The organism is Solirubrobacter soli DSM 22325 (assembly GCF_000423665.1).
GTDB lineage: Bacteria > Actinomycetota > Thermoleophilia > Solirubrobacterales > Solirubrobacteraceae > Solirubrobacter > Solirubrobacter soli.
Map to the genome: position 1 here is coordinate 11,632 of NZ_AUIK01000022.1, position 22,070 is coordinate 33,701.

Consider the following 22,070-nt stretch of genomic DNA (forward strand, 5'->3'; position numbering starts at 1 on the left):
CTCTCTATTGACGGAGCTCACCGGGAATGTGTCTCCTGGATCAGCAAGGCGACCTGGACGCGGTTCTCGACCTCGAGCTTGACCAGCAGCCGCGAGACGTGTGCCTTGACCGTCGCGACGCTCATGTGCAGCTCGCGCGCGATGTCCGCGTTCGCCGCGCCGCGCCCGACCGCGAGCGCCACCTCGCGCTCGCGCGCCGAGAGCGTCTCCAGCCGCGCCCGCGCCGCGTCGTGGCGGCCGCCGTCGTCGCCCGCGACGAGCGCGATCAGCTGGCGGGTGACGGCGGGGGAGAGCATGCTGTCGCCGGCGTGGACGTGCTCGATGGCGCGCACGATCTCCGCCGGCGGCGTGTCCTTCAGGAGGAACCCCGCGGCGCCCGCCCGCAGCGCGCGCAGGACCAGTTCGTCGGCGTCGAACGTCGTCAGCACGACCACGGCCGGGGGCGACGGTTGGGAGCGCACCAGCCGCGTGGCTTCGATCCCGTCCACGATCGGCATGCGGATGTCCATCAGCACGACGTCCGGGCGGTGGCGGTCGATCGCGGCGAGCACCTCGCGCCCGTCCTCGGCCTCGCCCACGATCTCGACGCTGCCGGACAGCATCATCCGCAGCCCGGAGCGCACGAGCGCGTCGTCGTCGACCAACAGGACGCGGATCATGTCCACGGCAACGTGGCTCGCAGGACGAAGTCACCGCGCGGGTTCGGGCCGTGCTCGAGCTCGCCGCCCACCAGCTCGACGCGTTCGGCCAGGCCGATCAGCCCGCTGCCGGCGCCGTCGGACTCGACCCGTTGCGCGGAGCGGCGCGACACGACCTCCACCACCAGCTCGTCGGCCGCGGCCACGGTCACCTCGACGGCGGCGGCGGGCGCGTGCTTGCGCGCGTTCGTCAGCCCCTCCTGGACGACGCGGTACGCCGTGCGGCCGAGCAGGACGTCGCCGCCCGCGGCGTCGACGTGCGCCTCCACCTTCATCCCCGCCGCGCGCGACTCCTCGATCAGCGACGGGATCGCGTCCAGCGTCGGCTGCGGCGGCGCCGTGCTGTCGGCGCCGGCGCGAAGGACGCCGATGACCTCGCGCAGCTCCTGCAGCGCCTCGCGCGCGTTGGCGCGGATCACCCCCGCGGCCTCGGCGATCTCCTCGGGCGGCGCGTCCGGGCGGAACTCCAGCGCCCCCGCGTGCACGCTCAGCAGGGAGAGCCGGTGCGCGAGCACGTCGTGCATCTCGCCGGCGATACGGCGCCGCTCCGCCTCGCGCGCCTGCTCGATGTGGGCGCGCTGCTCGGCCTCGGCCTGGCGCGCGCGCTCGTTGGCGGACCGCAGGAGGTCGCGCTGGGCGCGGGTGAACAGGCCCCACGGGATCACGATCAGCGTGATCAGGACCGACAGCGCCACCTCGACCGCGAACGGCAGCTCGTCGTCGGGGTAGATCAGCGTGTAGACCGTCGCCATCGCGAGGCCGAACGCGGCCGTGAGGACGAGCGCCCGCCGCGACCCGCGCAGCGCGACGTTGAACAGCGCGATCAGGCTCGCGCCCGCCACGAACGCCGAGAACGCGCTGAAGGTGATCGTGATCACCGCGACCGCGACGGGCCAGCGGCGCCGCCACCAGAGCGCGATCCAGCCGATGACGCCGGCGACGAGGTCGATCAGCGAGCCGAGCTCGGAGTGCTGGTCCTCGCTGGGGCTGAAGACCGCCACGCCGATGCCGATCGCGACGAGCATCATCGTGATGTCGACCAGCCAGTCGCGGCCCGTGCGCTTGGCACCGGGCTCCTCGAGCAGCGCGCTGGGAAGCAGGTGGCGGCGGTTCGGCATCGCTCCGCCAATGTACGCCCGAAGGAGGATTCCGACCCCCTACCGAAGTCGATCCCACTGTCGACTCCAGGCAGTGTTCGGCGCCGCCGCCGCGCCCGATGCTGAGGCCATGATCGAAGCGACAGGACTCACGAAGCGCCTCGGCGGGCGCACCGTGGTCAGCGACGTCTCCTTCCGCTGCGAGCCGGGCACCGTGACCGGTTTCCTCGGACCCAACGGCGCCGGCAAGACCACGACGATGCGGATGCTCGTCGGCCTCTCGGACCCCGAGGCGGGCGCGTCGCGCGTGCTCGACCGGCCGTACCGCGAGCTCGAGAATCCCGGCCGGCGGGTGGGCGTGCTGCTCGACGCGTCCGCCCAGCACCCCGGCCGCACCGGCCGCGAGGCGCTCACGGTCTCCGCCCTGATGATGGGCGTCGACACGTCGCGGGTGGACGAGCTGCTGCAGCTGGTCGGGCTGGACAAGAGCGCCGCGAAGAAGCGGGTGCGCCAGTACTCGCTCGGCATGCGCCAGCGGCTCGGGCTCGCCAACGCGCTGCTCGGCGACCCCGAGGTGCTGATCCTCGACGAGCCCGCCAACGGCCTGGACCCGGAGGGGATCCGCTGGATGCGCGGCCTCCTGCGCGACTTCGCCGACCGCGGCGGCACCGTCTTCCTCTCGAGCCACCTGCTCCTGGAGGTCGAGGCGGTCGCCGACCGGCTGCTGATCATCGGCGGCGGCCGGATCGTCGCCGACGGCTCGTGCGAGGAGCTGCTCTCCGGCGCGGGCGTGCTCGTGCGCGCCACCGACGACGAGGAGCTCGCGGCCGCCCTGCGCGCCGCAGACCTCGACTACCAGACGGTCGACGGCGGTTTCGTCGTCGACGCTTCCGCCGAGTCCGTCGGCGCCGCCGCGCTGCGCGGAGCCGTGATCCTCACCCACCTGGGCCCGTCCGAGGGCGCCGGGCTCGAACAACTCTTCTTCGACCTCACCGAGGTGCCCGCATGACCGTCTCGTTCCCGCGCCTGACCTGGGTCGAGCTGCGCAAGATGGTCGACACCCGCGCCGGCTTCTGGCTGCAACTCGGGACCGCCGTGCTGACCCTCGGCGTCGTGATCCTCTTCTGCATCTTCGCCGACACCAAGGACCTGATCTTGCGCGACGCGTTCGCGCTCGCGATCACCCCGGCGAGCATCCTGCTCCCGATCATCGGCATCCTGCTGGTGTCCTCGGAGTGGTCCCAGCGCACCGCGCTGATCACCTTCACGCTCGTTCCAAAGCGCATGCGGGTGATGAACGCCAAGATCGTCGCCAGCCTCTCGCTGGGCGCGATCGCGATGGTGATCGCGTTCGCCGTCGCGGTCGTCGCGATCCTCGCCGTCGGCGGCTCGTGGGAGCTGGGGATCGGCGTCTTCGGCCAGATCGCGCTGCTCTGCGTGATCTCGATCCTCACCGGCGTCGCCTTCGGCGCCGCCTTCCTCAGCTCGGCGCCCGCGATCGTCCTCTACTTCGCGCTGCCGATCGCCTGGGCCGCGCTCGGCTCGATCCCGTTCCTCAATGACGCCGCGGACTGGCTGGACACCACCCGCACCACCTCGCCGATGACCGAGCACCTGCTGAGCGGCACCGAGTGGGCGCAGTTCGCGACCTCCGAGCTGCTGTGGCTGGCGGTCCCGCTCGCGGTCGGCCTGTTCCGGATCGCCCGGGGCGAGATCCGCGCCGCCTAGTTCAGCCGCGCGAGCAGCCTCGCGTGCTCGCGCTCGCGGTAGTCGCCCTCCAACGGGAGCGTCAGCGCGCGGGCGGCGATCGCGAGCGCCAAGTCGCCCGTGCGCTCCGCCCGCTCCGCGATCCGGTCGAGGATCGTCGCCGTCGTCTCGTGCGCGCACTGCCATTCGAGGTCGACCCCGAGTGTCCGCCCGTCGAGCAGCCGCCCGCTCGCCTCGACCACCAACGGCGCGTCGGGATGCGCGAGATATAAGGGGTCTGTCCCCTCAACTTCGTGTTCGTACGAAAAGCCCTGCTCAGAGCGAAAGCGCATTGTTGAGGGGACAGACCCCGGATTCTGCGGCGCGACGAGGTCGACGGACAGGCCCGCCCGCTGTGCTGCCGCGGCGACCGCGAGCGCGACGCCAGCCGAGTCGCCGGCGCGGGCGCGCAGGACGTCCGGCAGCAGCAGGGCCGGCCCGTGCCCGAACGTCTCGCACAACACGCCCACGGCCTGCAGTTCGCTGTAGGCGTCGCCGGGCGCAAGCGACGCGGCCAGCTCGGCCAGCGCGAGATCCGTGCCCTCGAGCGAACAGCCGAGCTCGCGCGCGACCGACAGCGCGACCTCAGCGTGAGCGGGGCAACCCACTAGAGACGTGAGTAGAGCTCGACGATCAGCTGCTCGTTGACCGGCGCGTTGATGTCCGACCGCTCCGGCAGGCGCAGCACCTTGCCCGTCAGCTGCTCGAAATCCGTCTGCAGCCAGCCCGACACCGCGCCCGTGAGCTCGGTGGCCGCGGCGGCCGACTCGCGGACCGCGTCCTTGATCGCGACGACCTCGCCCGGCACGACCAGGTAGGAGGCGATGTCGACCTTCTTGCCGTCCACGGTCACGTGGCCGTGGTTGACGAACTGGCGCGCCTGGGCGCGGGTGCCGGCGAAGCCGAGCCGGTAGACGACGTTGTCCAGCCGCCGCTCGAGCAGCGACAGCAGCTCCTCGCCCGTGATCCCGGGGGCGCGGTTGGCCTTGTCCACGTAGCGGCGGAACTGGCCCTCGCGCACGCCGTAGTAGCGCTTGCAGGTCTGCTTGGCGCGCAGCTGGGTCTGGTAGATGGAGACCTTGCGGCGGCGGTTCTGGCCGTGCTGCCCGGGAGGCGCGTCGCCGCGGCGCTCGAGTGCGGACTTGCCGTTGAGGGCCCGCTCACCCTTCAGGAAGAGCTCCACGCCCTCGCGGCGCGAAAGCTTCTCGACTGGTCCGGTGTGACGCCCCATCTATCATTCTCCTACTGCCGAAGTCGGATTTAGTTAGGGCACCCTAACACATGGGGTCTGGACCCCATGTTCCCCGTCTGGACATTCGTCCCATTAAGGAATTGGGAATCGCCTGGAACCATGTGGTCATGGGTCAGGTCATCAACTTCCCCGGCAGCACCACTGAGGCCAAGAAGCACGGCCTGACCGAGGATCGGCGCCACGCCATCGTCACCGCCCTCTCGGCCCTGACGTTCCTGCTCGGCTTCTTCATCGTCGGGCCTTCGCTCGCGCTCTTCGCCTTCGGTTTCGCCTCCACCGCGCACATCGGCTCCGCCCTCAGCTGCCTCGCCGGCCTGCTGGTCACGTGGGCCATCACGCGGGCGGCGTACAAGCACCTTTAGCCCTCCAACCCCGTAGTTCCCCCCTCGCTTGACGACCCGGCTCTGCCGGGTCGTTTGCGTTAAGCGCGGGTGTTGCGGCCGAGGCGGGGCGCGGCGCCCGTCGGGCGGCCGAGGAAGTAGCCCTGGCCGAGACCGGCCTTGAGCTCACGCAGGGCGGCCAGCTGATCGGCCGTCTCGATGCCTTCGGCGATCACCTCGAGCTCGAGGGTCCTGGCCAGATCGACGATCATGCCGACGAAGCTCGACTCGCGCCGCCCGCTCGTCAGGCCGTCGATGAACGGCTTGGCGATCTTGAGCGTGTCCAGCGGCAGCGAGTGCAGGTAGGAGAGCGACGAGTAGCCGGTGCCGAAGTCGTCGAGCGCGATCTTGACGCCGAGGTCGCGCAGCTCGTGGAAGCGCTCGACGCCGGCGGCGGCGACCAGCTGGGACTCGGTGATCTCGATCACGAGCTGGCCCGGATCGATGCCGGACTCCTGGATCGAGGCGAGGACGTTCTCGACCAGGCCCGGGTCGCGCAGCTCGGCGACGCTCAGGTTCACGTGCATGCGCAGCGGCTCGACGCTCGTGTCGGTCTCGGCGTCCTGCCAGCGGCGCGCCTGGCGGCAGGCCTCGCGCAGGACGTGACGGCCGAGCGGCACGATCAGCCCGGTCTCCTCGGCCAGCGGCACGAACTCGGCGGGCGGGACGAGGCCCCGCACCGGGTGCTCCCAGCGCACGAGCGCCTCGGCGGCGACGATCCGGCCCGAGTCCAGCGCGACGATCGGCTGGTACTGGACGATCATCTGCTCGCGCTCGATCGCCTTGGCCAGCTCCTCCTTGAAGTCATGGCGGCGCAGCACCGCGGAGGCCATCTGCGGCTCGAAGAGCTCGAAGCGCGCCTTGCCCTTGGACTTGGCCTGGTACATGGCGACGTCGGCGTTGCGGATCAGCTCGTCGGAGTCGCCGCTGGACTGGTCGCTGGACGCAAGTCCGACCGAGAGGTGCACGGAGACGAGCTCGGTGCCGGCCTCGACGGGCAGCTCGAAGGCCTTCAGGATCCGGCGCGCGATCGTGCGCCCGTCGGCCAGCGGGTCGTCGACGCCCGGGATCATCACCGCGAACTCGTCGCCGCCGAGGCGGGCGACGGTGTCCTCGGGGCGCACGCAGCCGCGCAGGCGCTCGGCGACCGAGATCAGCAGCGCGTCACCCACGTGGTGGCCGAGCGAGTCGTTGACGGTCTTGAAGTCGTCGACGTCGATGAACAGCACCGCGATCGAGCGCTCCGCGGCCAGCTCGAGCCGCACGCGCTCCATGAACAGCGTGCGGTTCGGGAGGTCGGTGAGCGGGTCGTGGTAGGCCTGGTGGTGCAGCTGGTCCTGCAGCGCCTCGAGCTTGTTGACCGCCTGCTCGAGCCGGTCGTACTGCAGCGCGACCGCCGCGTTGTTCGCCAGGGCCTCCAGGAGGCGCAGGTCGTCGGCGCCGAACGAGCGCTCCAAGCCGACGCGGTTGGCGAGCATGATCGTGCCGATCGTGCGTTCCTCGCCCGGGAGCATCGCGATCATCGCGTGGCGGATGCCGCGCGACTGCATGTGCGCGCGCAGGTGCGGGGAGCCGAAGGGCGGGGTGAGCGAGACGACCGGGTTCTCGGCGTCGACGAGGCCGGAGAGCTCCTCGGCGATCGCGCGGTCGGTGATCTCCATCGTCACGCGGTGGTCGCCCGGGCCGTGGGTCGTGCGCAGCGGCTCGCCCTCGCCGGTGTAGAGGACGACCTCGGCGACGTCGGCGTTGAAGGCCTCGAGCGAGCGGGCGAGCAGCGCCTCCAGCGCCTCGGCGACCTCGGGCGAGCGGCTCAGCGTGCGGTTCGCGTCGTAGAGGAACTCGAGCCGCTCGTGGCGCTGGCGCTCGCCGATGTAGGCGCGGTAGACCGCGAACACCGTCAGCGCCGGGACGAGCAGCACCGGCACGGCGCGCGGATCGGTCGCGACGACGAGGGCCGCGGCGATCGCGATCGAGGCGTTGATCAGCGTCACCAGCGCGTCCGTCGCGAACATCTGCACCAGCATCGGCGGCTTGACGTTGCCCTCGGCGATCGCGATCGCGCCGCCGAGCAGGAGGATCGTGAGCGCGCCGCTGGTCAGCGTCGCGGCGTACAGGCCGATCCAGGTCTCAGGCTGGAGCGCGTCGGCGTTGCCGGCGATCGCCGAGAGGATGCCGGCGGCGGCGCTGGCGGCGAGCGCGAGCTGGGCGAGGTTGAAGGCGAGCTTGACCGGCTCCAGGCGGCGGATCAGGCCCCAGACGATGCCGGTGCCGACCAGCGCGCCGACGACGAACGCGTCACCCGAGGCGAACACGAGGCCGAACACGAACGGCAGGTCGGCGAGCGAGAAGGAATGGGCGCTGCGGCGGAAGCGGACGTGGACGACGCAGATCTCCGCGAACGCGAAGCCGAGCGCGACCGCCCACCACGGGAGGTGCGGGTCGGCGTGCGGGGTGTCGCCGTGGGTGATGAAGAACCACGCGAGCGCGGCGAGGCTCGCAAGGGCGACCACGTAGACCCAGACGAAGGCTTCGCGCGACACGACACTCTTGCGACTCGACTCCTCCATCTGTCCGGTAGTCGGCGCGTGAGTACGGTTCTTGACCGGCCTGGACAGGCGTAGCATTCGGGGCATGGCACGCCTCATCCGCATGGACAACACCGGTCACACCACGCTCGCGGAGTGGACAGCGGCCGATCCGGCGTCGGTCGAGGCCGCCGTCGCCGCCCTGCGCGCCGAGCTCGACCAGGGCTACTACGCGGTCGTCAACCACGGCGAAGGCCGCGCCGAGCAGGTGACCACGCTGCCGGTCGACGCCGACCTCGTGATCCTCCGCCGCCCCATCGCGGGCGGCTAGATAAAGGGGTCAGGCCCCTTTAGGTTCATGAGCGCGACGCTCCCTGAGACGGCGGCCGTCCATTGGCGGCCGCGCATGGACGCGGGGCGACTCTCGCTGATCGGCTGGTCGTGGACCGCGTCGACGCTCGTCCAGGTGCTGCCGATGCTCGCCCTGGCGATCATCCTCGTGCTGCTGGACCCGGTGACGATCGCGGTCGGCGCGATCATGCTCGTGCACGCTTGGGTGATCCCGGAGCTCTACGCCAACCGCGGGGCGAAGGTGATCAAGCCCAAAGCGCCCTCCGGCGACGCCGCCGAGGCCACGGCGCTCGGGCTGCTCGGCGACCTCGTCGACCACCGGGCGCGTGAGCTCCACGCCCGCACCGGGCTGATCATGGAGCGGGGCGCGTTGGGCGTCTGGCTCGTGGGGGAGGCGGGCGCGTTGCTCGTGCGCGGGCGCCGCGTGCATTGCTGGTGCGTGCGGGCGACCGACCCGGACCTGCCGTCGAGCGACCGCATCGCCCACCTGCTGCTCGCGCTGCGCGCCGACGAGCAGGGCTTCGCCACCGTCGCCAACCACGCCTTCGCGGGCGCGCGCTGGCGCGTGCGGAGGCGCCTCCCCAAACGGGTGCGCCCGGCGCTCGACGCGGTTCGACACAGTGGATAGGTCGAGGGTGTGAACATTCAGCCGCCGGTATATGCCGGACTGGCCGTTGGAGGAGCATCATTGTCGTCATGACCCCCGCCAGCGCTTCGCTCTCCTCCACCGGTCTGCCGATCCGCCGCCTGGCCCTCGTGCCGACCTCCGGTCGCTCCGATGCCGCCGTCCGCCGCTACCGGATCGCGCGCCTGCGTCTCGAGGACCGCGAGGTCGCCCGCGCCGAGCGCTTCGCCCACCTCAAGCGCACGCACGATTAACGCTGCTTTGAACCGGGCGGTCTAAAGTTGCGTTCATGCGCAACTCGTCCGGTTCTTTCGCTCGTAAGGCCCTGGCGTGGGCCATCGTCGCCGTCGTCGCGATCCTGCTGTTCAAGTTCGTGGTCGCCGCCCTCGCGGGCCTCGTCTCGCTGCTGTTCGGCCTGATCCTGATCGCCGCCGTCATCTGGGCGGTGCTCTGGGCCTTGCGCAACCTGTGATCTACCTGCTGCTCGCGATCTGGTTCGGCGTTGCGACCGGAATCGTGGGCCGCATCCGCGGGTCGTCGTTCTTCATCTGGTTCATCGTCGGTGCCGTGGTGCCGGTGATCGGCCTCGGGATCGCGCTCCTGTACCGGTCGGAGCGCGACGAGGTGCGCCGCCAGTGCCCGACCTGCGGGAAGGTCGTCAAGCTCCACGACGCGATGTGCATGCGCTGCGGAACCGATCTCGAGTTCCCCGAGGTGGGGATCGAGCCGGAATCCGCGGCGTTGCAGCGAAGCTAGACTCAGTTTTCGCTGTCCCCCTCGCGTTTCCACAAGGAGCTGAATCGCCGATGATGCGTGCCGTCGACGCCATCATGGAATGCCTCAAGGCCGAAGGCGTCGACGTCGTATTCGGTTATCCGGGTGGTGCCAACCTGCCCACCTACGACGCGTTCGTGGACGCGGGCATTCGCCACATCCTGGTGCGTCATGAGGCCGGCGGCGGTCATGCCGCCGAGGGCTACGCGAAGGCGTCGGGCAAGGTCGGCGTGGTCTTCGCCACCTCCGGGCCGGGCGCGACCAACATCGTCACGCCGCTCACCGACGCGATGATGGACTCCGTGCCGCTCGTGGCCTTCACCGGCCAGGTGCGGACCGAGCTGCTCGGGACCGACGGCTTCCAGGAGGCCGACACGTTCGGCATCACGATGCCGATCGTCAAGCACTCGTTCGTGATCCAGCACCCGGCGGAGATCCCGCGCGTGGTGCACGAGGCGTTCCACATCGCCCGCACCGGCCGTCCCGGGCCGGTCCTCGTCGACATCCCGCAGGACCTCTCGCGCGCGGAGATCGACTACCAGCCGGTCGAGGACGTCCACCTGCCCGGCTACCAGCCGACGGTCGACGGCAACTCCAAGCAGATCCGGCTCGCCGCCAAGGCGATGGCCAACGCGCGCCGGCCGGTGCTCTACGCGGGCGGCGGCGTCGTCAACGCGGAGGCGTCCGAGGAGCTGATCGAGCTCGCGGTGTCCGGCCGGCTGCCGGTGACGTGCACGCTGATGGGCCTGGGCGCGTTCCCCGCTCCCCACGACCAGTGGCTCGGGATGCTGGGCATGCACGGCACGCGCACGGCCAACTACGCGATGGACGAGGCCGACCTGATCGTCGCGATCGGCGCCCGCTTCGACGACCGCATCACCGGCAAGCTGTCGGAGTTCGCGCCGCGGGCGAAGTTCATCCACATCGACATCGACCCGGCCGAGATCTCCAAGAACGTGCCCGCGCACATCCCGATCGTGGGTGACGCGAAGCGCATCCTGGCGCGGCTGGTGGACGAGTACGCGGCGCTGAACCCGGATCAGGCGCGGCTCGCCGGCTGGTGGGAGCGGATCGACCACTGGCGCGCGCAATACCCGCTGCGCTACGAGGACTCGCCGGACTCCGAGATCAAGCCGCAGTACCTCGTCCAGGCGCTCTACCAGGCGACCGGCGGCGACTGCATCCTGTCCTCGGACGTCGGCCAGCACCAGATGTGGGCGGCGCAGTACTTCAACTTCAACAAGCCGCGCCGCTGGATCAACAGCGGTGGCCTGGGGACGATGGGCTTCGGCCTGCCCGCCGCGATCGGTGCGGCGGTCGCGTGCCCTGAGGTCCCGAGCGTGCTCTTGACCGGCGACGGCTCCTTCCAGATGAACATCCAGGAGCTCGGGACCGCGAAGCAGTTCGACATCCCGGTCAAGTGCGTGATCATGGACAACGGCTACCTGGGCATGGTCCGCCAGTGGCAGGAGCTGTTCTGGGACAAGCGCTACTCCAACGTCGACATGGGCTCCTGGCCGGACTGGGTCAAGCTCGCCGACGCCTACGGGGCGACCGGCGTACTGCTCACCGACAAGACGACGCTGGTGGATGACCTGAAGGCGGCATTGGCGACCCCCGGCCCGGTCGTGGTCGACGTCAAGGTGACGCGCGAAGAGAACACGTATCCGATGATCGCGCCGGGCGCCGCGGCCCGGGAAATGGTGGGCTGAGCGATGGGCGAACCCGGCACCAAGGAAGTCCTCAGCCTCGAGGAGCTCGAGGCCAGCGTCGGTCTGCGCACCGGCCGCAAGCACATCCTCTCGATCCTCGTGGAGAACAAGCCCGGCGTGCTCACCCGCATCGCGGGCCTCTTCGCGCGGCGCGGCTTCAACATCGACACGCTCGCGGTGGGGCCGACCGACGACCCCACGCTGTCGCGCATCACGCTGACGCTCGACGGCGCGATGCACCCGATCGACCAGGTGACCAAGCAGCTCCACAAGCTGGTCAACGTCATCAAGATCAGGGATCTGGAGCCGACCGAGACCGTCGCCCGCGAGCTCGCGCTGTTCAAGGTCGCGGCCGACGGCGCCTCCCGCGCCGAGGTCATGCAGATGGTCGAGATCTTCCGCGGCAAGATCATCGACGTCTCGAAGCGTTCGGTGATCATCGAGGTCACCGGCTCCTGGGACAAGATCGAGGCCTTCGAGCGCATGGTCCGCCCGTTCGGCCTGATCGAGATGGCGCGCACCGGCGAGATCGCCATCTCCCGAGGGAGAGGCGAGACCTGACCCAGGTCACCCGTTCATCGGGCGTCGGCGGGCTCGCCGTCGACGCCGCGGAGCTGCGCGCTCGCGCGGAGCGCGCGGTCCGGCGTGCGCGCAAGTCCGGGCGACCCGTGTTGCTCGGCCACACGACCCGCGTCGGCGCCGACGTCGACCCGAGCGCGGTCGCCTTCGCCTCCCGCGCCGCGGGGGAGAACTGGTTCTGCTTCGAGCAGCCCGACCGTGACGGAGCGGCGCTGGCCGCGCTCGGCACGGTCACGCGGCTCACGGCCTCCGGGACGGAGCGCTTCAAGCGCGTCGCCGCCGACTGGCGCACGCTGACCGCGGGCGCGGTCGCCGACCCGCCCGACGGTCCCGCGGGCGCGGGCCTGGTCGCCGTCGGTGGCTTCGCGTTCGCCCCGGACGGCGGCCACGCGCCGCACTGGGCGGGCTTCGACGCCGCCGACCTGATCGTCCCCGAGGTCGCGCTGGCGCGGCGCGGCGAGGACGTCCGGCTGACGCTGGCCGCGCTGGTCGCGCCGGACGATGTCGCCGAGGAGGTCGCCGCGCGGCTCAGCGCCCGGGCCGCCGCGCTCCGGCATTCGCCGCTCCCGCTGTTGGACCCCGCGCCCGCCGGGCGCTTCCGGATCGACTCCGTCGCGCCGCCCGAGCACTACGAGGGCGCGGTCGCGCGGGCGGTCGAGCGGATCCGGGACGGTGCCTTCGAGAAGATCGTGCTCGCGCGCGAGGTCACCGTGCAGGCGCCGACGCCGCATGACGCCGCCGCGGTCTTCGGCGTGCTGCGGGCCGGCTTCGAGTCCTGCTACGTCTTCTGCGCCGGCCGCGGCGACGCGGCGTTCGTCGCCGCCTCCCCGGAGCTGCTGATCCGCCGCGACGGTCACCGCGCGCAGACGGTCGCCCTGGCCGGTTCCACCCGCCGTTCCGCCGATCCCGCCGTCGACGATCACCTCGGCGAGCAGCTGCTGCAGTCCAGCAAGGACCGCGAGGAGCAGGCGATCGTCGTCCGCCGCATCTCGCGCGCGCTGCGGCCGCACGCGGTGTGGGTCGCGGCGCCCGACGAGCCGACGCTGATCAAGGTCGCGAACATCCAGCACCTGGCGACGCCGATCCGCGCGCAGCTCGCCCACCCGCTGAGCGCGATCGAGCTCGGAGGGCTGCTGCATCCGACGCCCGCTGTGGGTGGCGAGCCGCACGCGGCGGCCGCACCGCAGATCCCGGTGCTCGAAGGGCTGGACCGCGGCTGGTACGCGGGTGCCGTCGGCTGGACCGACGCCAACGACGACGGCGAGTTCTGCGTGGCGCTGCGGTGCGCGCTCCTGCGCGGGCGCGAGGCGCGGCTCTACGCGGGCGTCGGCGTCGTACGCGACTCGGACCCGGCGTCCGAGCTGGGGGAGACCGAGATCAAGCTCGGCGCGCTCCTCCCGATCCTCGCCGGCTGACGTGGTCCCGGGCCGGGCCCAGGCCGCAAGTTGGGTCCCGCGTCTCTTGTGACGGCTGCACCCGGCCGTGAGCCTGTCGAGCATGTTCACGGGTGTCTCATGGCGAGGCGAACGCGGCCAGACCGGGGCCGATTACATGGGCGGGCTGCTGCTCGTCGCGCTCATCGTGTTCGCGCTCGTCGTGACCGACGCCCCTGCGCAGGTGGCCGGCAAGGTCCGCCAGGCGGTCTGCTCGATCCGGGCCGGCAGCGACTGCGGCACGCCCAACCGCTCCGGCGGCTACGCGGAGGACGACTACGAGGACTCAGGGCTCGCCGACCGCGAGATCTACGACGCCGACTGCGGCTCGACCCCTGACGATCCCTCGCGCGCGGGTGACGACGGCGCGGTCGGCGACGACCAGGTCGACAAGGCCTACGAGAACCTCGGCCGCGTCTACGACTACTACCACGACACCTTCGGCTGGGACTCCTACGACGGCAAGGGCGCGCCGGTGGTCGGGATCGTCAACGTCTGCGACGGCGGCACGTCGTCGTATTGGAGCGACAACCGCGTCCACTTCGCGCCGGGCGCCGGCGACGCGCTGGACACCGCCGCCCACGAGTTCACCCACGGCATCACCGCCAGCACCGCCGGCCTGCGCTACGAGTGCCAGTCGGGCGCGCTGAACGAGTCGATCTCGGACATCATGGCCTGGAACCTCGACCCCTCCGACGCGACCTACGGCGAGGACCGCGACGGCGACGGCCCCGACGACCCGGACGGCGGGACGATCCGCGACTACAGCCTCCCGACCCGCTTCGACCAGCCGATGCACGTCGACGACTACCGCGCCACCAAGAACGACCGCTTCGGCGACTGGGGCGGCGTCCACACCAACAGCGGCATCCCCAACCACGCCTACTACCAGGTCGTCCTCCGGATCGGCCGCGACAAGGCCGAGCAGGTCGTCTGGCGCGCTCTGACGCAGCACCTACAGCCCGATTCGGGGTTCGAGGACTTCCGCACCGCGATGCTCGACTCCGCCGAGGAGCTCTACGGCCGCGGCACGGAGGTCGACGGCATCGACGCCGCCTTCGCCGCGGTCGGCCTCGACGGCACCTGGCAGGCCCCCGACCAGGAAGGCTGCTGAACGCTGTGATGACCCGACCGCTCGAACGTAGTGTCGGCATGAGGATCCTGCTGCTCGCCCTCGTCGCCCTGTTCGTGACCGCGTGCGGCGACGACGCCCGGACCGAGCCCGCCGCCCTCTCCGAGCCGATCACGTACGAGGTGATCGGCGGCGACGCCTTCCGCGACGACACCGTGACCGTCCAACCCGACGGCACCGCGTCCGTCGAGACCCGCGCCGGCACCCGCTCCGCGACCCTCACAGCCGCCGAACGGGCGACCCTCGCGGGCGGCATCGCCGACGCGTCCCTCTCCGACCTCGAGGACGCCGTCGCCGACCCACCGGTCCCGGACGCCCTCTCCTACCGCTTCACCTACCGCGGCCACCAGGTCACCACCGACTCCACCGAGCTCCCGGACGAGCTCCGCGGCCTCATCGGCACCTTCGACGACCTGATCGACCGCTACGGTGCCTAGCCGTGTCAGAAGACTGACCGGTTTCCGGTTCACCAGGGGCGAGATTTCCCGCGTCCCACCTATGGCGTGTCGTGCACACGCTCGACATTCACTCACTGTTCGTGAGAGGTTGGCGGCCCTCCATGATCCGCCTCCTGCTTGCGACGCTCGCCGTACTGCTCGCCCTCCCGGCATCGTCGGCCCTCGCCGGCACCTACGTCGTCTACGGCTGCTGGACCAGCGGAGACACCGGCGGCTGGACCCGCCTGGGCGGCGGCGCGCCCGGGGTCAACGCCTATGCGATCTGCCCCGCCGACCAACCTGCCCCGAACGGCGATCCAGGCGGCCTGCGTGACATCACGAGTGTTGGGTCATGGCCTGCAGGAGCGACCTCAGGATGGGTGTTCGAAGCCCCGCCGAACACCGACATCGTCGGCGTCGCCGCCGAGACACAGGGCCCAGGCGGGCAGGAGACACACGCGAACTCATGGTCGCGCGGCATCTGGGTCCCGGACACCGGGGCCTGGCTGGCCACTGCCCCGGTCCAGGACTCAGGCGGTTGGAAGGCCATCGCCACCCCCGGGATGTCCGCGCGCCGAGTCGCGGTCGGGCTGCGCTGCCGCGCGAACCCGTGCCTCGCCCCGCTGCCGGGATATCAACCCAAGTTCATCGCCTGGTCGGCGTTCCGCCGCCTCGGCGTGACCATCCGCGACGTCGCGCCGCCGCGGATCACGGTCCTCCGGCCGCCACCCGCGGGGTGGCTGAGCCGGGGTCGATCGACGGTCTCGTTCACCGCGACCGACAACGTCGGCGTGCTGTGGCTCGACGCCAGACTGGACGGCAAGCGCATCAGCTTCGCGTCTCGCGACTGCTACCCGCCGCAGATGAACACCGTGGTCGCGCCGTGCTCATCAGAGGCCACACCGCTCGCCGCCAACGTCGACGCGGATCTGCTGTCCGAAGGCGCCCACGCCCTGGTAGTGGTGGCGAGCGACGTGGCGGGAAACACGCGCGAAGAGACGCTGCCGATCCACATCGATCACAGCGCTCCGGTGGCGCCGCGCGGCCAGATGTCGGCTGCCCGTGCATGGCGACGCGAGAACCGTTTCGACGTCGCGTGGACGAATCCACCGGACACAGCTGGAGCGCCGGTCGCCCGCGCCCGATTCCGGCTCTGTCCGGCGGCGAACCCACCGTATGCCGAGGACGGGTGCGTTTCGGGAGAACGCACCGGGCCCGGCCTCTCCGCACTCGAGGGTCTGACTGTGCCGGGCGACGGGGCGTGGACACTTCGGCTCGCGCTCGTCGATTCGGCGGGCAATCACGATCCAAGCCGCGATGCGGTCTTCGAAGGACTGTGGTTGGACAGGGAACCGCCTCAGGCAAACTTTGAGCCCTTCGATCCGCAGGATCCCACGAGAGTGCGCTTGAGGGTCAGCGACGGCCTTTCCGGCGTCTCGCGCGTGGAGATCGAGGTGCGACGCCAAGGCGAGCCGGTCTGGCGGGCGCTCGATGTCGTACGCACCGACGGCCAGTACAGCGCAATCCTCGACGACGGATCTCTGAGCGACGGGCTCTACGAGCTTCGGGCAAGGGCCTTCGACGCCGCGGGGAACGAGCAGTCGGTCACAACCTTCCCCGATGGGCGGCCGATGCAGGCCCTCCTGCCACTACGGGTCCTGTCAGTCCTGACCGTCGGCCGGTCCGTGCGAGTGCGCGTGAAGGGCGCGAGCGGCGCGCGGCCGCGATACCGCACGGTCATCGTCGCTCGACCTAGCCTCGAGTACGGTCAGCGGGTGACCATTCAGGGAGCGCTCACGGACGACGCCGGCAATCCGCGGGACGGCGCCGAGGTCGTGGTGACCGAGCGCGTGGATCTCCCAGGAATGGAATGGCGGGTGATCGCGAGGATCAAGACGGACGCGAAAGGTGTCTTCACGCTTCTCGCGCCCGCCGGCGCGGCTCGCACCTTGCGCTTCACGTATGCGGGGACGGCGACCAACCGACCACGGACGCAGGACGTCGAACTGCGCGTCCGGGCGGCGACGACCTTGACGCCGAGCCGACGACGACTCCAGAACGGTGAGACGGTCGTTTTCCGGGGCCGGTTGCGTGGCGGTCCGATTCCGGCTGGCGGCAAACTCATGGTGCTGCAAGCGAAGACGCGTCTCGGATGGCGAACCTTCGCCACGCCGCACACCAACGCGGCGGGCCGCTGGTCGTACGCATACACGTTCACAGGGACCCAGACGACGGCTCGCTACGCCTTCCGCGCTCTGATCCCGGCGGAACCGAGCTATCCCTACGCCGCAGGCGCGTCGCCAATCGCGCGCGTCCTGGTCATCGGAGCAGGTGGCCGAGCGTGATCCCGTCCGTCATGCTGCGCCGCATGGCCAGACGGCTGCGAGCCCGAGTGTCGTACGCCAACGTGATGGCGACCATCGCCGTCTTCGTCGCATTGGGCGGGACAGGGTACGCGGCGCTCTCGTTGCCGCGCGACAGCGTAGGGTCGCGCGAGTTGAGGACCGGATCGGTCGGCGCCAGCGAGCTCAGGTCCAACGCGGTGACCTCGCCCAAGGTCCGCGACGGCTCTCTCGGTGTGCGCGATCTTTCAACGTCGGCGCGTGATGCACTGCGCGGCTCGGCGGGTGATCGTGGTGCCACAGGTCCGCAGGGACCAGCCGGACCTACCGGTCCGCCTGGAGCCCCGGGGATCACACTGACCGCGAGGGTCGACGCACACGGTCGGCTGGCCGGCGGCACTGCCACGTCGGCGTCCGAAGGGGGAGCGGGCGGTGACTACAAAGTGACGTTCCCGCGTTCCGTGGCCGGCTGCACGTACGCGGCGAGCATCGCGCGGGTGCCGGTCGGGCCGCCTGAGGACCCGCCGCCCGGGTTCGTGATCGTCTCAGCGGACGGTGACGACGTGCGGGTCCGCACCTACGATGCGTCCGGGAACTCGGACTCGCTCGGCTTCCACCTGATCGTCGCCTGCTAGCGGAAGATGCGGCGCCACCAGCGGGTGCTGGTGCGGCGGGCGTTCGTCTGCACCGCGCCCATCGTGCCGCCATAGGCCGGGAGCTTGGCCGCCTCGGCCGCGTCGATCGTCAGCGTCACCTGTCGCAAGGTGATGCGGGCCACTTCCGGGGCGTCGACGAAGCGGCGGCCGGTCTCGGTCTTGACGACGATGCCGTCGAAGATGTGCTCGCGGGCGTTGTCGAGGACCTTGGAGACGGTGCCGATCGTGACGCCGTCGGTGGTGACGATCGGGACGCCGCGAGGGAGGGCCTGGTAGCCGATCTGGTGGTCGTCGTCAGCGCTCAAGGTTCAGAAAGCTACCGGGAATCGGTGAGCCAACGACGTCCGTACACGACGGCGCCTACGACCGCGCCCGCGGGGAACGCCGCGTAGATGAGCGCCGTGTCGCTCGCGTCGTTCGTTCCGCCGCCGCCGGCGGTCAGCAAGACGCCCAGGAGCACGACGACGAGCGCCGGAACCACCAGGCCCAGGCCGGGCGCCCACGCGCCCGCGCGGCGCGCCTGCCACGCGCCCGCCCACGTGCCCGCCAGGGCGCCGAGGAAGCTCGAGACGATCACCAGGACGAGCAGCTCGGTGTCCTGGGAGAGCGGGTCGAAGAAGCTGCCCAGCAACCCGAACGCGATCAGCACCAGCGCCCACGCGCCGGCCGCGACGCCTGCGGCGCGCGCGCCCGCCCGGGCGGTCACGACGGCCTCCTCAGGTGCCGGTGTCCGAGTTCGAGTCGTAGTGCGGGCTGAAATCGAAGTCGTTCTCGTTCGCGTTCTTGAGGTGGTAGCCCCGGAACAGGAAGCCGGTCACGACGAACCCGATGATCAGCACGGCGCACACGACGAACGCGGCGATGAAGATCCCTGGCATCAGTCGCCAGCGTAGCGCTCAGTGCACGCATGAGTCCCACCTCGTGAAACCGAAGGTGTCGCCGCCGGCGGGGCGGTAGAAGGCGTCGACGAGGGTGGCGTCCTCGCTCGTGTACTCGCCGCTGACGCCGAACACGCCCGCGTTGAAGCCGACGGAGGTCTTTTGCTTGGCGAGCGAGTAGAAGCGGGCGTTGAAGGTCGAGTCCGTCAGCAGCCGCCCGCCGAGGTCGATCATCGAGCTCAGGCGGGACACGGGCTGGCCGGCGCTGTTGACCCCGTTGACGAAGCCGAGGGCGGCCTCGCGGTTCGCCGGGTCGCGGAGGTCGAGCTTGAAGTCGACGATCGCCCGCCCGCCCAGCGCGCCGTTCTGCGCCTCCTTGCGCTTGGTCAGGCGGTCGAGCACGGTGTTGAACTTCGTGCCCTCGAAGTCCTTCAGGTTCGCCGAGACGTCGCCGGCGGCGGTCACGTCGAGCTGGCCGGTGGCGCGCAGGGTCTTCGGTTGCCCGTTCTTGTCGATCGTGTAGGCGAGCCGGAGATTCGCCTGGCCGGAGGCGGCGATCTTGAACAGCATGAGCTTCTCCTTCTCCAGATCGCCCAGCCCGGTGTCCTGGACGGCGCCGCCCGCGACCTCGAAGTAGTAGGTCGTGTCGCCCTGGTTGGGGTCGTCCGCGTTGGTGTTTACGGTGCGGCCGAGCGCGACGCTGACGTTGCGTTCGAGCGTCTGGACTCCGGATGCACCGGCCTTCTGACGCAGCTCGAGCCCGCCCTGGATCGTGCTCTCGTCGTGCGGCGGGAGCTTGATGTCGGCGTCGTCCTTCGTGCCAGGGAAGTTCGGCAGCGGGTTGGCGATCGCGCCGACCTTCTTCTTGACGTCGGAGACGAACCGGTCGGCGTCGGCCTCGCTGTCGAAGATCCACGCCCGCGCCACGGTCGCGGTGACGCCCGCGCGCCCGCCCGCGCCGACCCCGGCCTCCGTGTCGCCCGCCTTGATCCCGACGTCGACGCCCCAGTTGAGCCCCGCCTTGGCGTTGCCCTTGATCGTCACCTTCACGGTGCCGTCGGCGCGGAGCTCGTTGGTGCCCTCGACGCCGCCGCCGAAGTCGAACGCCGCCACCCGGATCGACCCCGCGATCCCGCGCTGCGAGGCGTTGCGGACGCACTCGGAGATCAGCGGCTCGCCGTTGGGCCCGGTCAGGTCATCGGTGCACGTGCCGCCGGTGATCCGCGTCACCGCGCACTGGATCCCGTCGCTGATCTTCGGCCCGGCGCCGGACGCGAGGATCGCGACCACGATCAGGCAGACGAGCGCCAGCACGCCGAGGAGCTCGGCGGAGGTCTGGCCACGCGAGCAGCGGAGACGCTTCACAGCGCGGCAGGATGCCCGCGCCCAAGACCCCCGACCAGAGTCCCGGGTCCTGTCTTACATCTAGGACCGGCCCACGCGTCTCCACACGTCGATCACCTCGCGCACCGAGGCGATGCGATACGAGATGCGTGAGTCCAAAGGTCGCAGGACGAGCTCGAAGCGCCCGCTCTCGAGCTGCGTGAGCTCGGTCACGAGCGCGTGGAAGCGCCGGCCCTTCTTGTCGACCTCGACGATGTCACCCGGCCCGATCCCCTTGGAGGTCGTCCGCTTGTTCGACGGTGCCGTGGCCGACACGTCGAGCAGCGAGGTCTGGGCTTCGAGCATGGACGCCGCACGCTATGTGGCGGCCCGGACGGACTCCCAGACGCGGCGGTGCAGCTCCACGTTCTCCTCGCGGTTCGTGCGGGCGCAGATGATCGTGGTGCGCTCCGCGGACGCCGCACGCGCCAGCGCGTCGCGGAAGCTCTCGACGTCCGCCACCCGCTCATAGCCCACGCCGTACAGCGCGGCCGCGTGCGCGAAGTCGAGCCCGTGCGGCGTCGCGATGTGCTCCACGAACTCCGCGCCCTCACGCGCGGCCGGGAGGAAGTGGAAGATCCCGCCGCCGTCGTTGTCGATCAGCACGATCACGAGCTTCAGGCCGAGCCGCGACGCGGCCAGCAGCCCGCCGATGTCGTGGGCCAAGGCCACATCGCCGATCAGCAGGACGGTGAGCCGGCTCGCCGCGGCGACGCCGAACGCGGTGGACACCGTCCCGTCGATCCCGTTCGCGCCGCGGTTGGACAGCACCCGGAACGGCGTCTCGCGCGCCGGGAAGAAGGTCTCCACGTCGCGGATCGGCATCGAGGAGGCGACGACCAGCGTCGCCTCGGGCGGCAGCACGGTCCCCAGCTCCGCGGCGATCCGCGGCTCGTTCAACCCAGCGGGGCCGACCACCGAGGCGATCGCCTTCGAGGCCGCCCGGTCGGCCTCGTGCCAGCCGTCGAGCCAGGACGTGTCCTTGCGCTTGCGTGGGAGCTTGCCCGTGAGCGTCTCCAGCGTGCTCCGGGCGTCCGCGCCGACGATCGTGCCGACGACGCCAGACGGGTCGTGCCACGCGTTCTCGGAGTCGAAGGCCACCTGCAGCGCGTCCAGCCCCGCCAGCCACTGCCGCAGCGGCTTGGAGGTGGGGAGGTCGCCCACGCGCAGCACGAGATCGGGCGCGTGCGAGGCCGCCCACTCCCGATCGCGCAGCAACGCGTCGTAGTGCGCGATCGCCGCCGGCCCGCGGCGCGCGCCCGACGTCGGCTCGGCCAGCAGCGGCGCGCCCGCCCGCTCGGCGAACGCGGCGACCGCGTCCGGCAGGCGCGGATCGCGCTCCGCCCGTCCCGCGACGACGATCGTCCGCGGCCGCAACCGCAGCTCCTCCTCGAGCCCTTCGAGCAGCCGGTCGGACGCGACCCGCCGGCTCAGCGGCCGCGTCACCCACGGCCGCCCGCCCTCGCGACCGGGCACGATCTCGACGTCCGGGACGCCGCCCCCGTCCGGCACCAGCGGCTCGCGCAGCGCGAAGTTGAGGTGCACCGGGCCGGGCCGCCCGTCGATCGCGGTGTAGAACGCGCGGCAGGCGAGCTGGCGCAACCAGCGCACCCGCGCCGCCGAAGCGGGGTGGTCGTCGATCTCGAAGTACCACTTGACGGCGCTGCCGTAGAGCTTGACCTGGTCGATCGTCTGCCCGGCGCCGACGTCGCGCAGCTCGGGCGGGCGATCCGCGGTCAGCACGAGCAGTGGCACGCGCGCCTCGTGGGCCTCGATCACAGCGGGCGCGTAGTTGGCGGCCGCGGTGCCTGAGGTGCAGGCGATCGCGGCGGGGATGCCGGTCGCCTTGGCGAGGCCGAGCGCGAAGAACGCGGCGCTGCGCTCATCGACGTGGGAGGTGGCGCGCAGCCCGTCCTGGCGGGCGAGCGTGAGGACGAGCGGCGTCGAGCGCGAGCCGGGCGAGGTGATCGCGTCGCGCAGGCCGCAGCGCACGAGCTCGTCGACGAACGCGCGCAGGCCGAGGTAGGTATCGGTTCCGGGCATGAGTCCGTTGAAGAATGGTCGGTCAGA

At 71.0% G+C, this 22,070-nt stretch carries 27 protein-coding genes; 15 read left to right on the forward strand and 12 right to left on the reverse strand.

Going from position 1 to position 22,070, the window contains the following annotated elements:
• Positions 1–17 precede the first annotated feature (17 nt).
• A complete protein-coding gene (locus G569_RS0116465; protein ID WP_037497295.1) occupies positions 18–659 on the reverse strand; it encodes a response regulator transcription factor in 642 nt (213 codons plus the stop codon).
• Entirely contained in the window at positions 656–1,816 is a 1,161-nt protein-coding gene (locus G569_RS0116470) for a sensor histidine kinase (RefSeq protein ID WP_037497208.1), read from the reverse strand. Before G569_RS0116470 ends, G569_RS0116465 begins: the two co-directional genes overlap by 4 nt.
• Positions 1,817–1,925: 109 nt before the next feature.
• Between G569_RS0116470 and G569_RS0116475 the strand changes: the two genes are divergently transcribed.
• Both G569_RS0116475 and G569_RS0116480 read left to right on the forward strand, forming a co-directional pair.
• Complete coding sequence (locus tag G569_RS0116475; protein ID WP_028064211.1) at positions 1,926–2,804, forward strand: ABC transporter ATP-binding protein; 879 nt, start codon at positions 1,926–1,928, stop codon at positions 2,802–2,804.
• Positions 2,801–3,523 carry a hypothetical protein gene (locus G569_RS0116480; RefSeq protein WP_028064212.1) on the forward strand — a complete coding sequence of 241 codons (723 nt, stop codon included), beginning with the start codon at positions 2,801–2,803 and terminating at the stop codon, positions 3,521–3,523. The genes G569_RS0116475 and G569_RS0116480 overlap by 4 nt, the downstream gene beginning before the upstream one ends.
• Here the strand turns inward: G569_RS0116480 and G569_RS0116485 are convergent.
• The gene (locus tag G569_RS0116485; RefSeq protein WP_028064213.1) at positions 3,520–4,149 is read right to left on the reverse strand and encodes a hypothetical protein; all 630 of its coding nucleotides are present in this window, start codon (positions 4,147–4,149) and stop codon (positions 3,520–3,522) included. The genes G569_RS0116480 and G569_RS0116485 overlap by 4 nt on opposite strands.
• Positions 4,149–4,772, reverse strand: coding sequence for a 30S ribosomal protein S4 (rpsD, locus tag G569_RS0116490; RefSeq protein WP_028064214.1), 624 nt, complete (start codon positions 4,770–4,772; stop codon positions 4,149–4,151). Before rpsD ends, G569_RS0116485 begins: the two co-directional genes overlap by 1 nt.
• A gap of 128 nt (positions 4,773–4,900) precedes the next feature.
• Between rpsD and G569_RS0116495 the strand changes: the two genes are divergently transcribed.
• Entirely contained in the window at positions 4,901–5,155 is a 255-nt protein-coding gene (locus tag G569_RS0116495; protein WP_028064215.1) for a hypothetical protein, read from the forward strand.
• 59 nt (positions 5,156–5,214) lie between these two features.
• Here the strand turns inward: G569_RS0116495 and G569_RS58170 are convergent, their stop codons facing one another.
• Positions 5,215–7,713 (reverse strand): putative bifunctional diguanylate cyclase/phosphodiesterase, encoded by a 2,499-nt coding sequence (locus G569_RS58170; protein ID WP_157592093.1) that lies wholly within the window; start codon positions 7,711–7,713, stop codon positions 5,215–5,217.
• Positions 7,714–7,804: 91 nt separating this feature from the next.
• On the opposite strand from G569_RS58170, the gene G569_RS0116505 reads away from it, so the two are divergent.
• The 11 genes from G569_RS0116505 (at position 7,805) to G569_RS0116555 (ending at position 17,086) form a co-directional block, all read left to right on the forward strand.
• A complete protein-coding gene (locus tag G569_RS0116505) occupies positions 7,805–8,029 on the forward strand; it encodes a hypothetical protein (protein ID WP_028064216.1) in 225 nt (74 codons plus the stop codon).
• Between the two features lie 27 nt (positions 8,030–8,056).
• Positions 8,057–8,677 carry a hypothetical protein gene (locus G569_RS62665; RefSeq protein ID WP_157592094.1) on the forward strand — a complete coding sequence of 207 codons (621 nt, stop codon included), beginning with the start codon at positions 8,057–8,059 and terminating at the stop codon, positions 8,675–8,677.
• Between the two features lie 68 nt (positions 8,678–8,745).
• A complete protein-coding gene (locus G569_RS0116515) occupies positions 8,746–8,928 on the forward strand; it encodes a hypothetical protein (protein WP_028064218.1) in 183 nt (60 codons plus the stop codon).
• Positions 8,929–8,963: 35 nt separating this feature from the next.
• Positions 8,964–9,146: a hypothetical protein gene (locus G569_RS0116520; RefSeq protein WP_028064219.1), complete on the forward strand. Its 183-nt coding sequence runs from the start codon at positions 8,964–8,966 to the stop codon at positions 9,144–9,146.
• Positions 9,143–9,430, forward strand: coding sequence for a hypothetical protein (locus G569_RS0116525; RefSeq protein ID WP_028064220.1), 288 nt, complete (start codon positions 9,143–9,145; stop codon positions 9,428–9,430). Before G569_RS0116520 ends, G569_RS0116525 begins: the two co-directional genes overlap by 4 nt.
• Positions 9,431–9,480: 50 nt before the next feature.
• Positions 9,481–11,160, forward strand: a complete 1,680-nt coding sequence (gene ilvB / locus G569_RS0116530) for a biosynthetic-type acetolactate synthase large subunit (RefSeq protein ID WP_245602499.1) — start codon at positions 9,481–9,483, stop codon at positions 11,158–11,160.
• Positions 11,161–11,163: 3 nt separating this feature from the next.
• Complete coding sequence (gene ilvN / locus G569_RS0116535; RefSeq protein ID WP_084285060.1) at positions 11,164–11,721, forward strand: acetolactate synthase small subunit; 558 nt, start codon at positions 11,164–11,166, stop codon at positions 11,719–11,721.
• Positions 11,718–13,154 carry an isochorismate synthase gene (locus G569_RS0116540; protein WP_028064223.1) on the forward strand — a complete coding sequence of 479 codons (1,437 nt, stop codon included), beginning with the start codon at positions 11,718–11,720 and terminating at the stop codon, positions 13,152–13,154. Before ilvN ends, G569_RS0116540 begins: the two co-directional genes overlap by 4 nt.
• 82 nt (positions 13,155–13,236) lie before the next feature.
• Positions 13,237–14,286, forward strand: a complete 1,050-nt coding sequence (locus tag G569_RS49085) for a M4 family metallopeptidase (protein WP_084285062.1) — start codon at positions 13,237–13,239, stop codon at positions 14,284–14,286.
• A gap of 38 nt (positions 14,287–14,324) precedes the next feature.
• A complete protein-coding gene (locus tag G569_RS0116550; RefSeq protein WP_028064224.1) occupies positions 14,325–14,741 on the forward strand; it encodes a protealysin inhibitor emfourin in 417 nt (138 codons plus the stop codon).
• 122 nt (positions 14,742–14,863) lie between these two features.
• Positions 14,864–17,086, forward strand: a complete 2,223-nt coding sequence (locus tag G569_RS0116555) for a carboxypeptidase-like regulatory domain-containing protein (protein ID WP_028064225.1) — start codon at positions 14,864–14,866, stop codon at positions 17,084–17,086.
• Here the strand turns inward: G569_RS0116555 and G569_RS0116560 are convergent.
• Positions 17,061–17,297 carry a hypothetical protein gene (locus tag G569_RS0116560; protein ID WP_028064226.1) on the reverse strand — a complete coding sequence of 79 codons (237 nt, stop codon included), beginning with the start codon at positions 17,295–17,297 and terminating at the stop codon, positions 17,061–17,063. The genes G569_RS0116555 and G569_RS0116560 overlap by 26 nt on opposite strands.
• Positions 17,298–17,544: 247 nt before the next feature.
• Here G569_RS0116560 and G569_RS62670 point away from each other — a divergent pair, with 247 nt between their 5' ends.
• Positions 17,545–17,718, forward strand: a complete 174-nt coding sequence (locus G569_RS62670) for a hypothetical protein (RefSeq protein WP_157592095.1) — start codon at positions 17,545–17,547, stop codon at positions 17,716–17,718.
• On the opposite strand, the gene G569_RS0116570 is transcribed toward G569_RS62670, so the two are convergent.
• Genes G569_RS0116570 through menD form a run of 6 tightly spaced genes read right to left on the reverse strand, consistent with a single transcriptional unit; the run spans position 17,715 to position 22,043 of the window.
• The gene (locus tag G569_RS0116570) at positions 17,715–18,044 is read right to left on the reverse strand and encodes a hypothetical protein (protein WP_028064227.1); all 330 of its coding nucleotides are present in this window, start codon (positions 18,042–18,044) and stop codon (positions 17,715–17,717) included. The two genes, G569_RS62670 and G569_RS0116570, sit on opposite strands and share 4 nt — an antisense overlap.
• 11 nt (positions 18,045–18,055) lie before the next feature.
• The gene (locus tag G569_RS0116575) at positions 18,056–18,445 is read right to left on the reverse strand and encodes a hypothetical protein (protein ID WP_028064228.1); all 390 of its coding nucleotides are present in this window, start codon (positions 18,443–18,445) and stop codon (positions 18,056–18,058) included.
• A gap of 10 nt (positions 18,446–18,455) precedes the next feature.
• The gene (locus tag G569_RS62675) at positions 18,456–18,617 is read right to left on the reverse strand and encodes a hypothetical protein (protein ID WP_157592096.1); all 162 of its coding nucleotides are present in this window, start codon (positions 18,615–18,617) and stop codon (positions 18,456–18,458) included.
• 18 nt (positions 18,618–18,635) lie between these two features.
• A complete protein-coding gene (locus tag G569_RS0116585; protein WP_028064229.1) occupies positions 18,636–19,982 on the reverse strand; it encodes a hypothetical protein in 1,347 nt (448 codons plus the stop codon).
• A 60-nt stretch (positions 19,983–20,042) separates the two neighbouring features.
• Positions 20,043–20,306 carry a hypothetical protein gene (locus G569_RS0116590; protein ID WP_028064230.1) on the reverse strand — a complete coding sequence of 88 codons (264 nt, stop codon included), beginning with the start codon at positions 20,304–20,306 and terminating at the stop codon, positions 20,043–20,045.
• Positions 20,307–20,318: 12 nt separating this feature from the next.
• Entirely contained in the window at positions 20,319–22,043 is a 1,725-nt protein-coding gene (menD, locus tag G569_RS0116595) for a 2-succinyl-5-enolpyruvyl-6-hydroxy-3-cyclohexene-1-carboxylic-acid synthase (RefSeq protein WP_028064231.1), read from the reverse strand.
• Positions 22,044–22,070: the final 27 nt, after the last annotated feature.

Coding starts and splice junctions, on each gene's coding strand:
- G569_RS0116465 (WP_037497295.1), bottom strand. CDS start 659: ATGATCCGCGTCCTGTTGGTCGACGACGACGCGCTCGTGCGCTCCGGG.
- G569_RS0116470 (WP_037497208.1), bottom strand. CDS start 1,816: ATGCCGAACCGCCGCCACCTGCTTCCCAGCGCGCTGCTCGAGGAGCCC.
- G569_RS0116475 (WP_028064211.1), top strand. CDS start 1,926: ATGATCGAAGCGACAGGACTCACGAAGCGCCTCGGCGGGCGCACCGTG.
- G569_RS0116480 (WP_028064212.1), top strand. CDS start 2,801: ATGACCGTCTCGTTCCCGCGCCTGACCTGGGTCGAGCTGCGCAAGATG.
- rpsD (WP_028064214.1), bottom strand. CDS start 4,772: ATGGGGCGTCACACCGGACCAGTCGAGAAGCTTTCGCGCCGCGAGGGC.
- G569_RS0116495 (WP_028064215.1), top strand. CDS start 4,901: ATGGGTCAGGTCATCAACTTCCCCGGCAGCACCACTGAGGCCAAGAAG.
- G569_RS0116505 (WP_028064216.1), top strand. CDS start 7,805: ATGGCACGCCTCATCCGCATGGACAACACCGGTCACACCACGCTCGCG.
- G569_RS62665 (WP_157592094.1), top strand. CDS start 8,057: ATGAGCGCGACGCTCCCTGAGACGGCGGCCGTCCATTGGCGGCCGCGC.
- G569_RS0116515 (WP_028064218.1), top strand. CDS start 8,746: ATGACCCCCGCCAGCGCTTCGCTCTCCTCCACCGGTCTGCCGATCCGC.
- G569_RS0116520 (WP_028064219.1), top strand. CDS start 8,964: ATGCGCAACTCGTCCGGTTCTTTCGCTCGTAAGGCCCTGGCGTGGGCC.
- ilvB (WP_245602499.1), top strand. CDS start 9,481: ATGATGCGTGCCGTCGACGCCATCATGGAATGCCTCAAGGCCGAAGGC.
- ilvN (WP_084285060.1), top strand. CDS start 11,164: ATGGGCGAACCCGGCACCAAGGAAGTCCTCAGCCTCGAGGAGCTCGAG.
- G569_RS49085 (WP_084285062.1), top strand. CDS start 13,237: ATGTTCACGGGTGTCTCATGGCGAGGCGAACGCGGCCAGACCGGGGCC.
- G569_RS0116550 (WP_028064224.1), top strand. CDS start 14,325: ATGAGGATCCTGCTGCTCGCCCTCGTCGCCCTGTTCGTGACCGCGTGC.
- G569_RS0116555 (WP_028064225.1), top strand. CDS start 14,864: ATGATCCGCCTCCTGCTTGCGACGCTCGCCGTACTGCTCGCCCTCCCG.
- G569_RS62675 (WP_157592096.1), bottom strand. CDS start 18,617: ATGCCAGGGATCTTCATCGCCGCGTTCGTCGTGTGCGCCGTGCTGATC.
- G569_RS0116590 (WP_028064230.1), bottom strand. CDS start 20,306: ATGCTCGAAGCCCAGACCTCGCTGCTCGACGTGTCGGCCACGGCACCG.
- menD (WP_028064231.1), bottom strand. CDS start 22,043: ATGCCCGGAACCGATACCTACCTCGGCCTGCGCGCGTTCGTCGACGAG.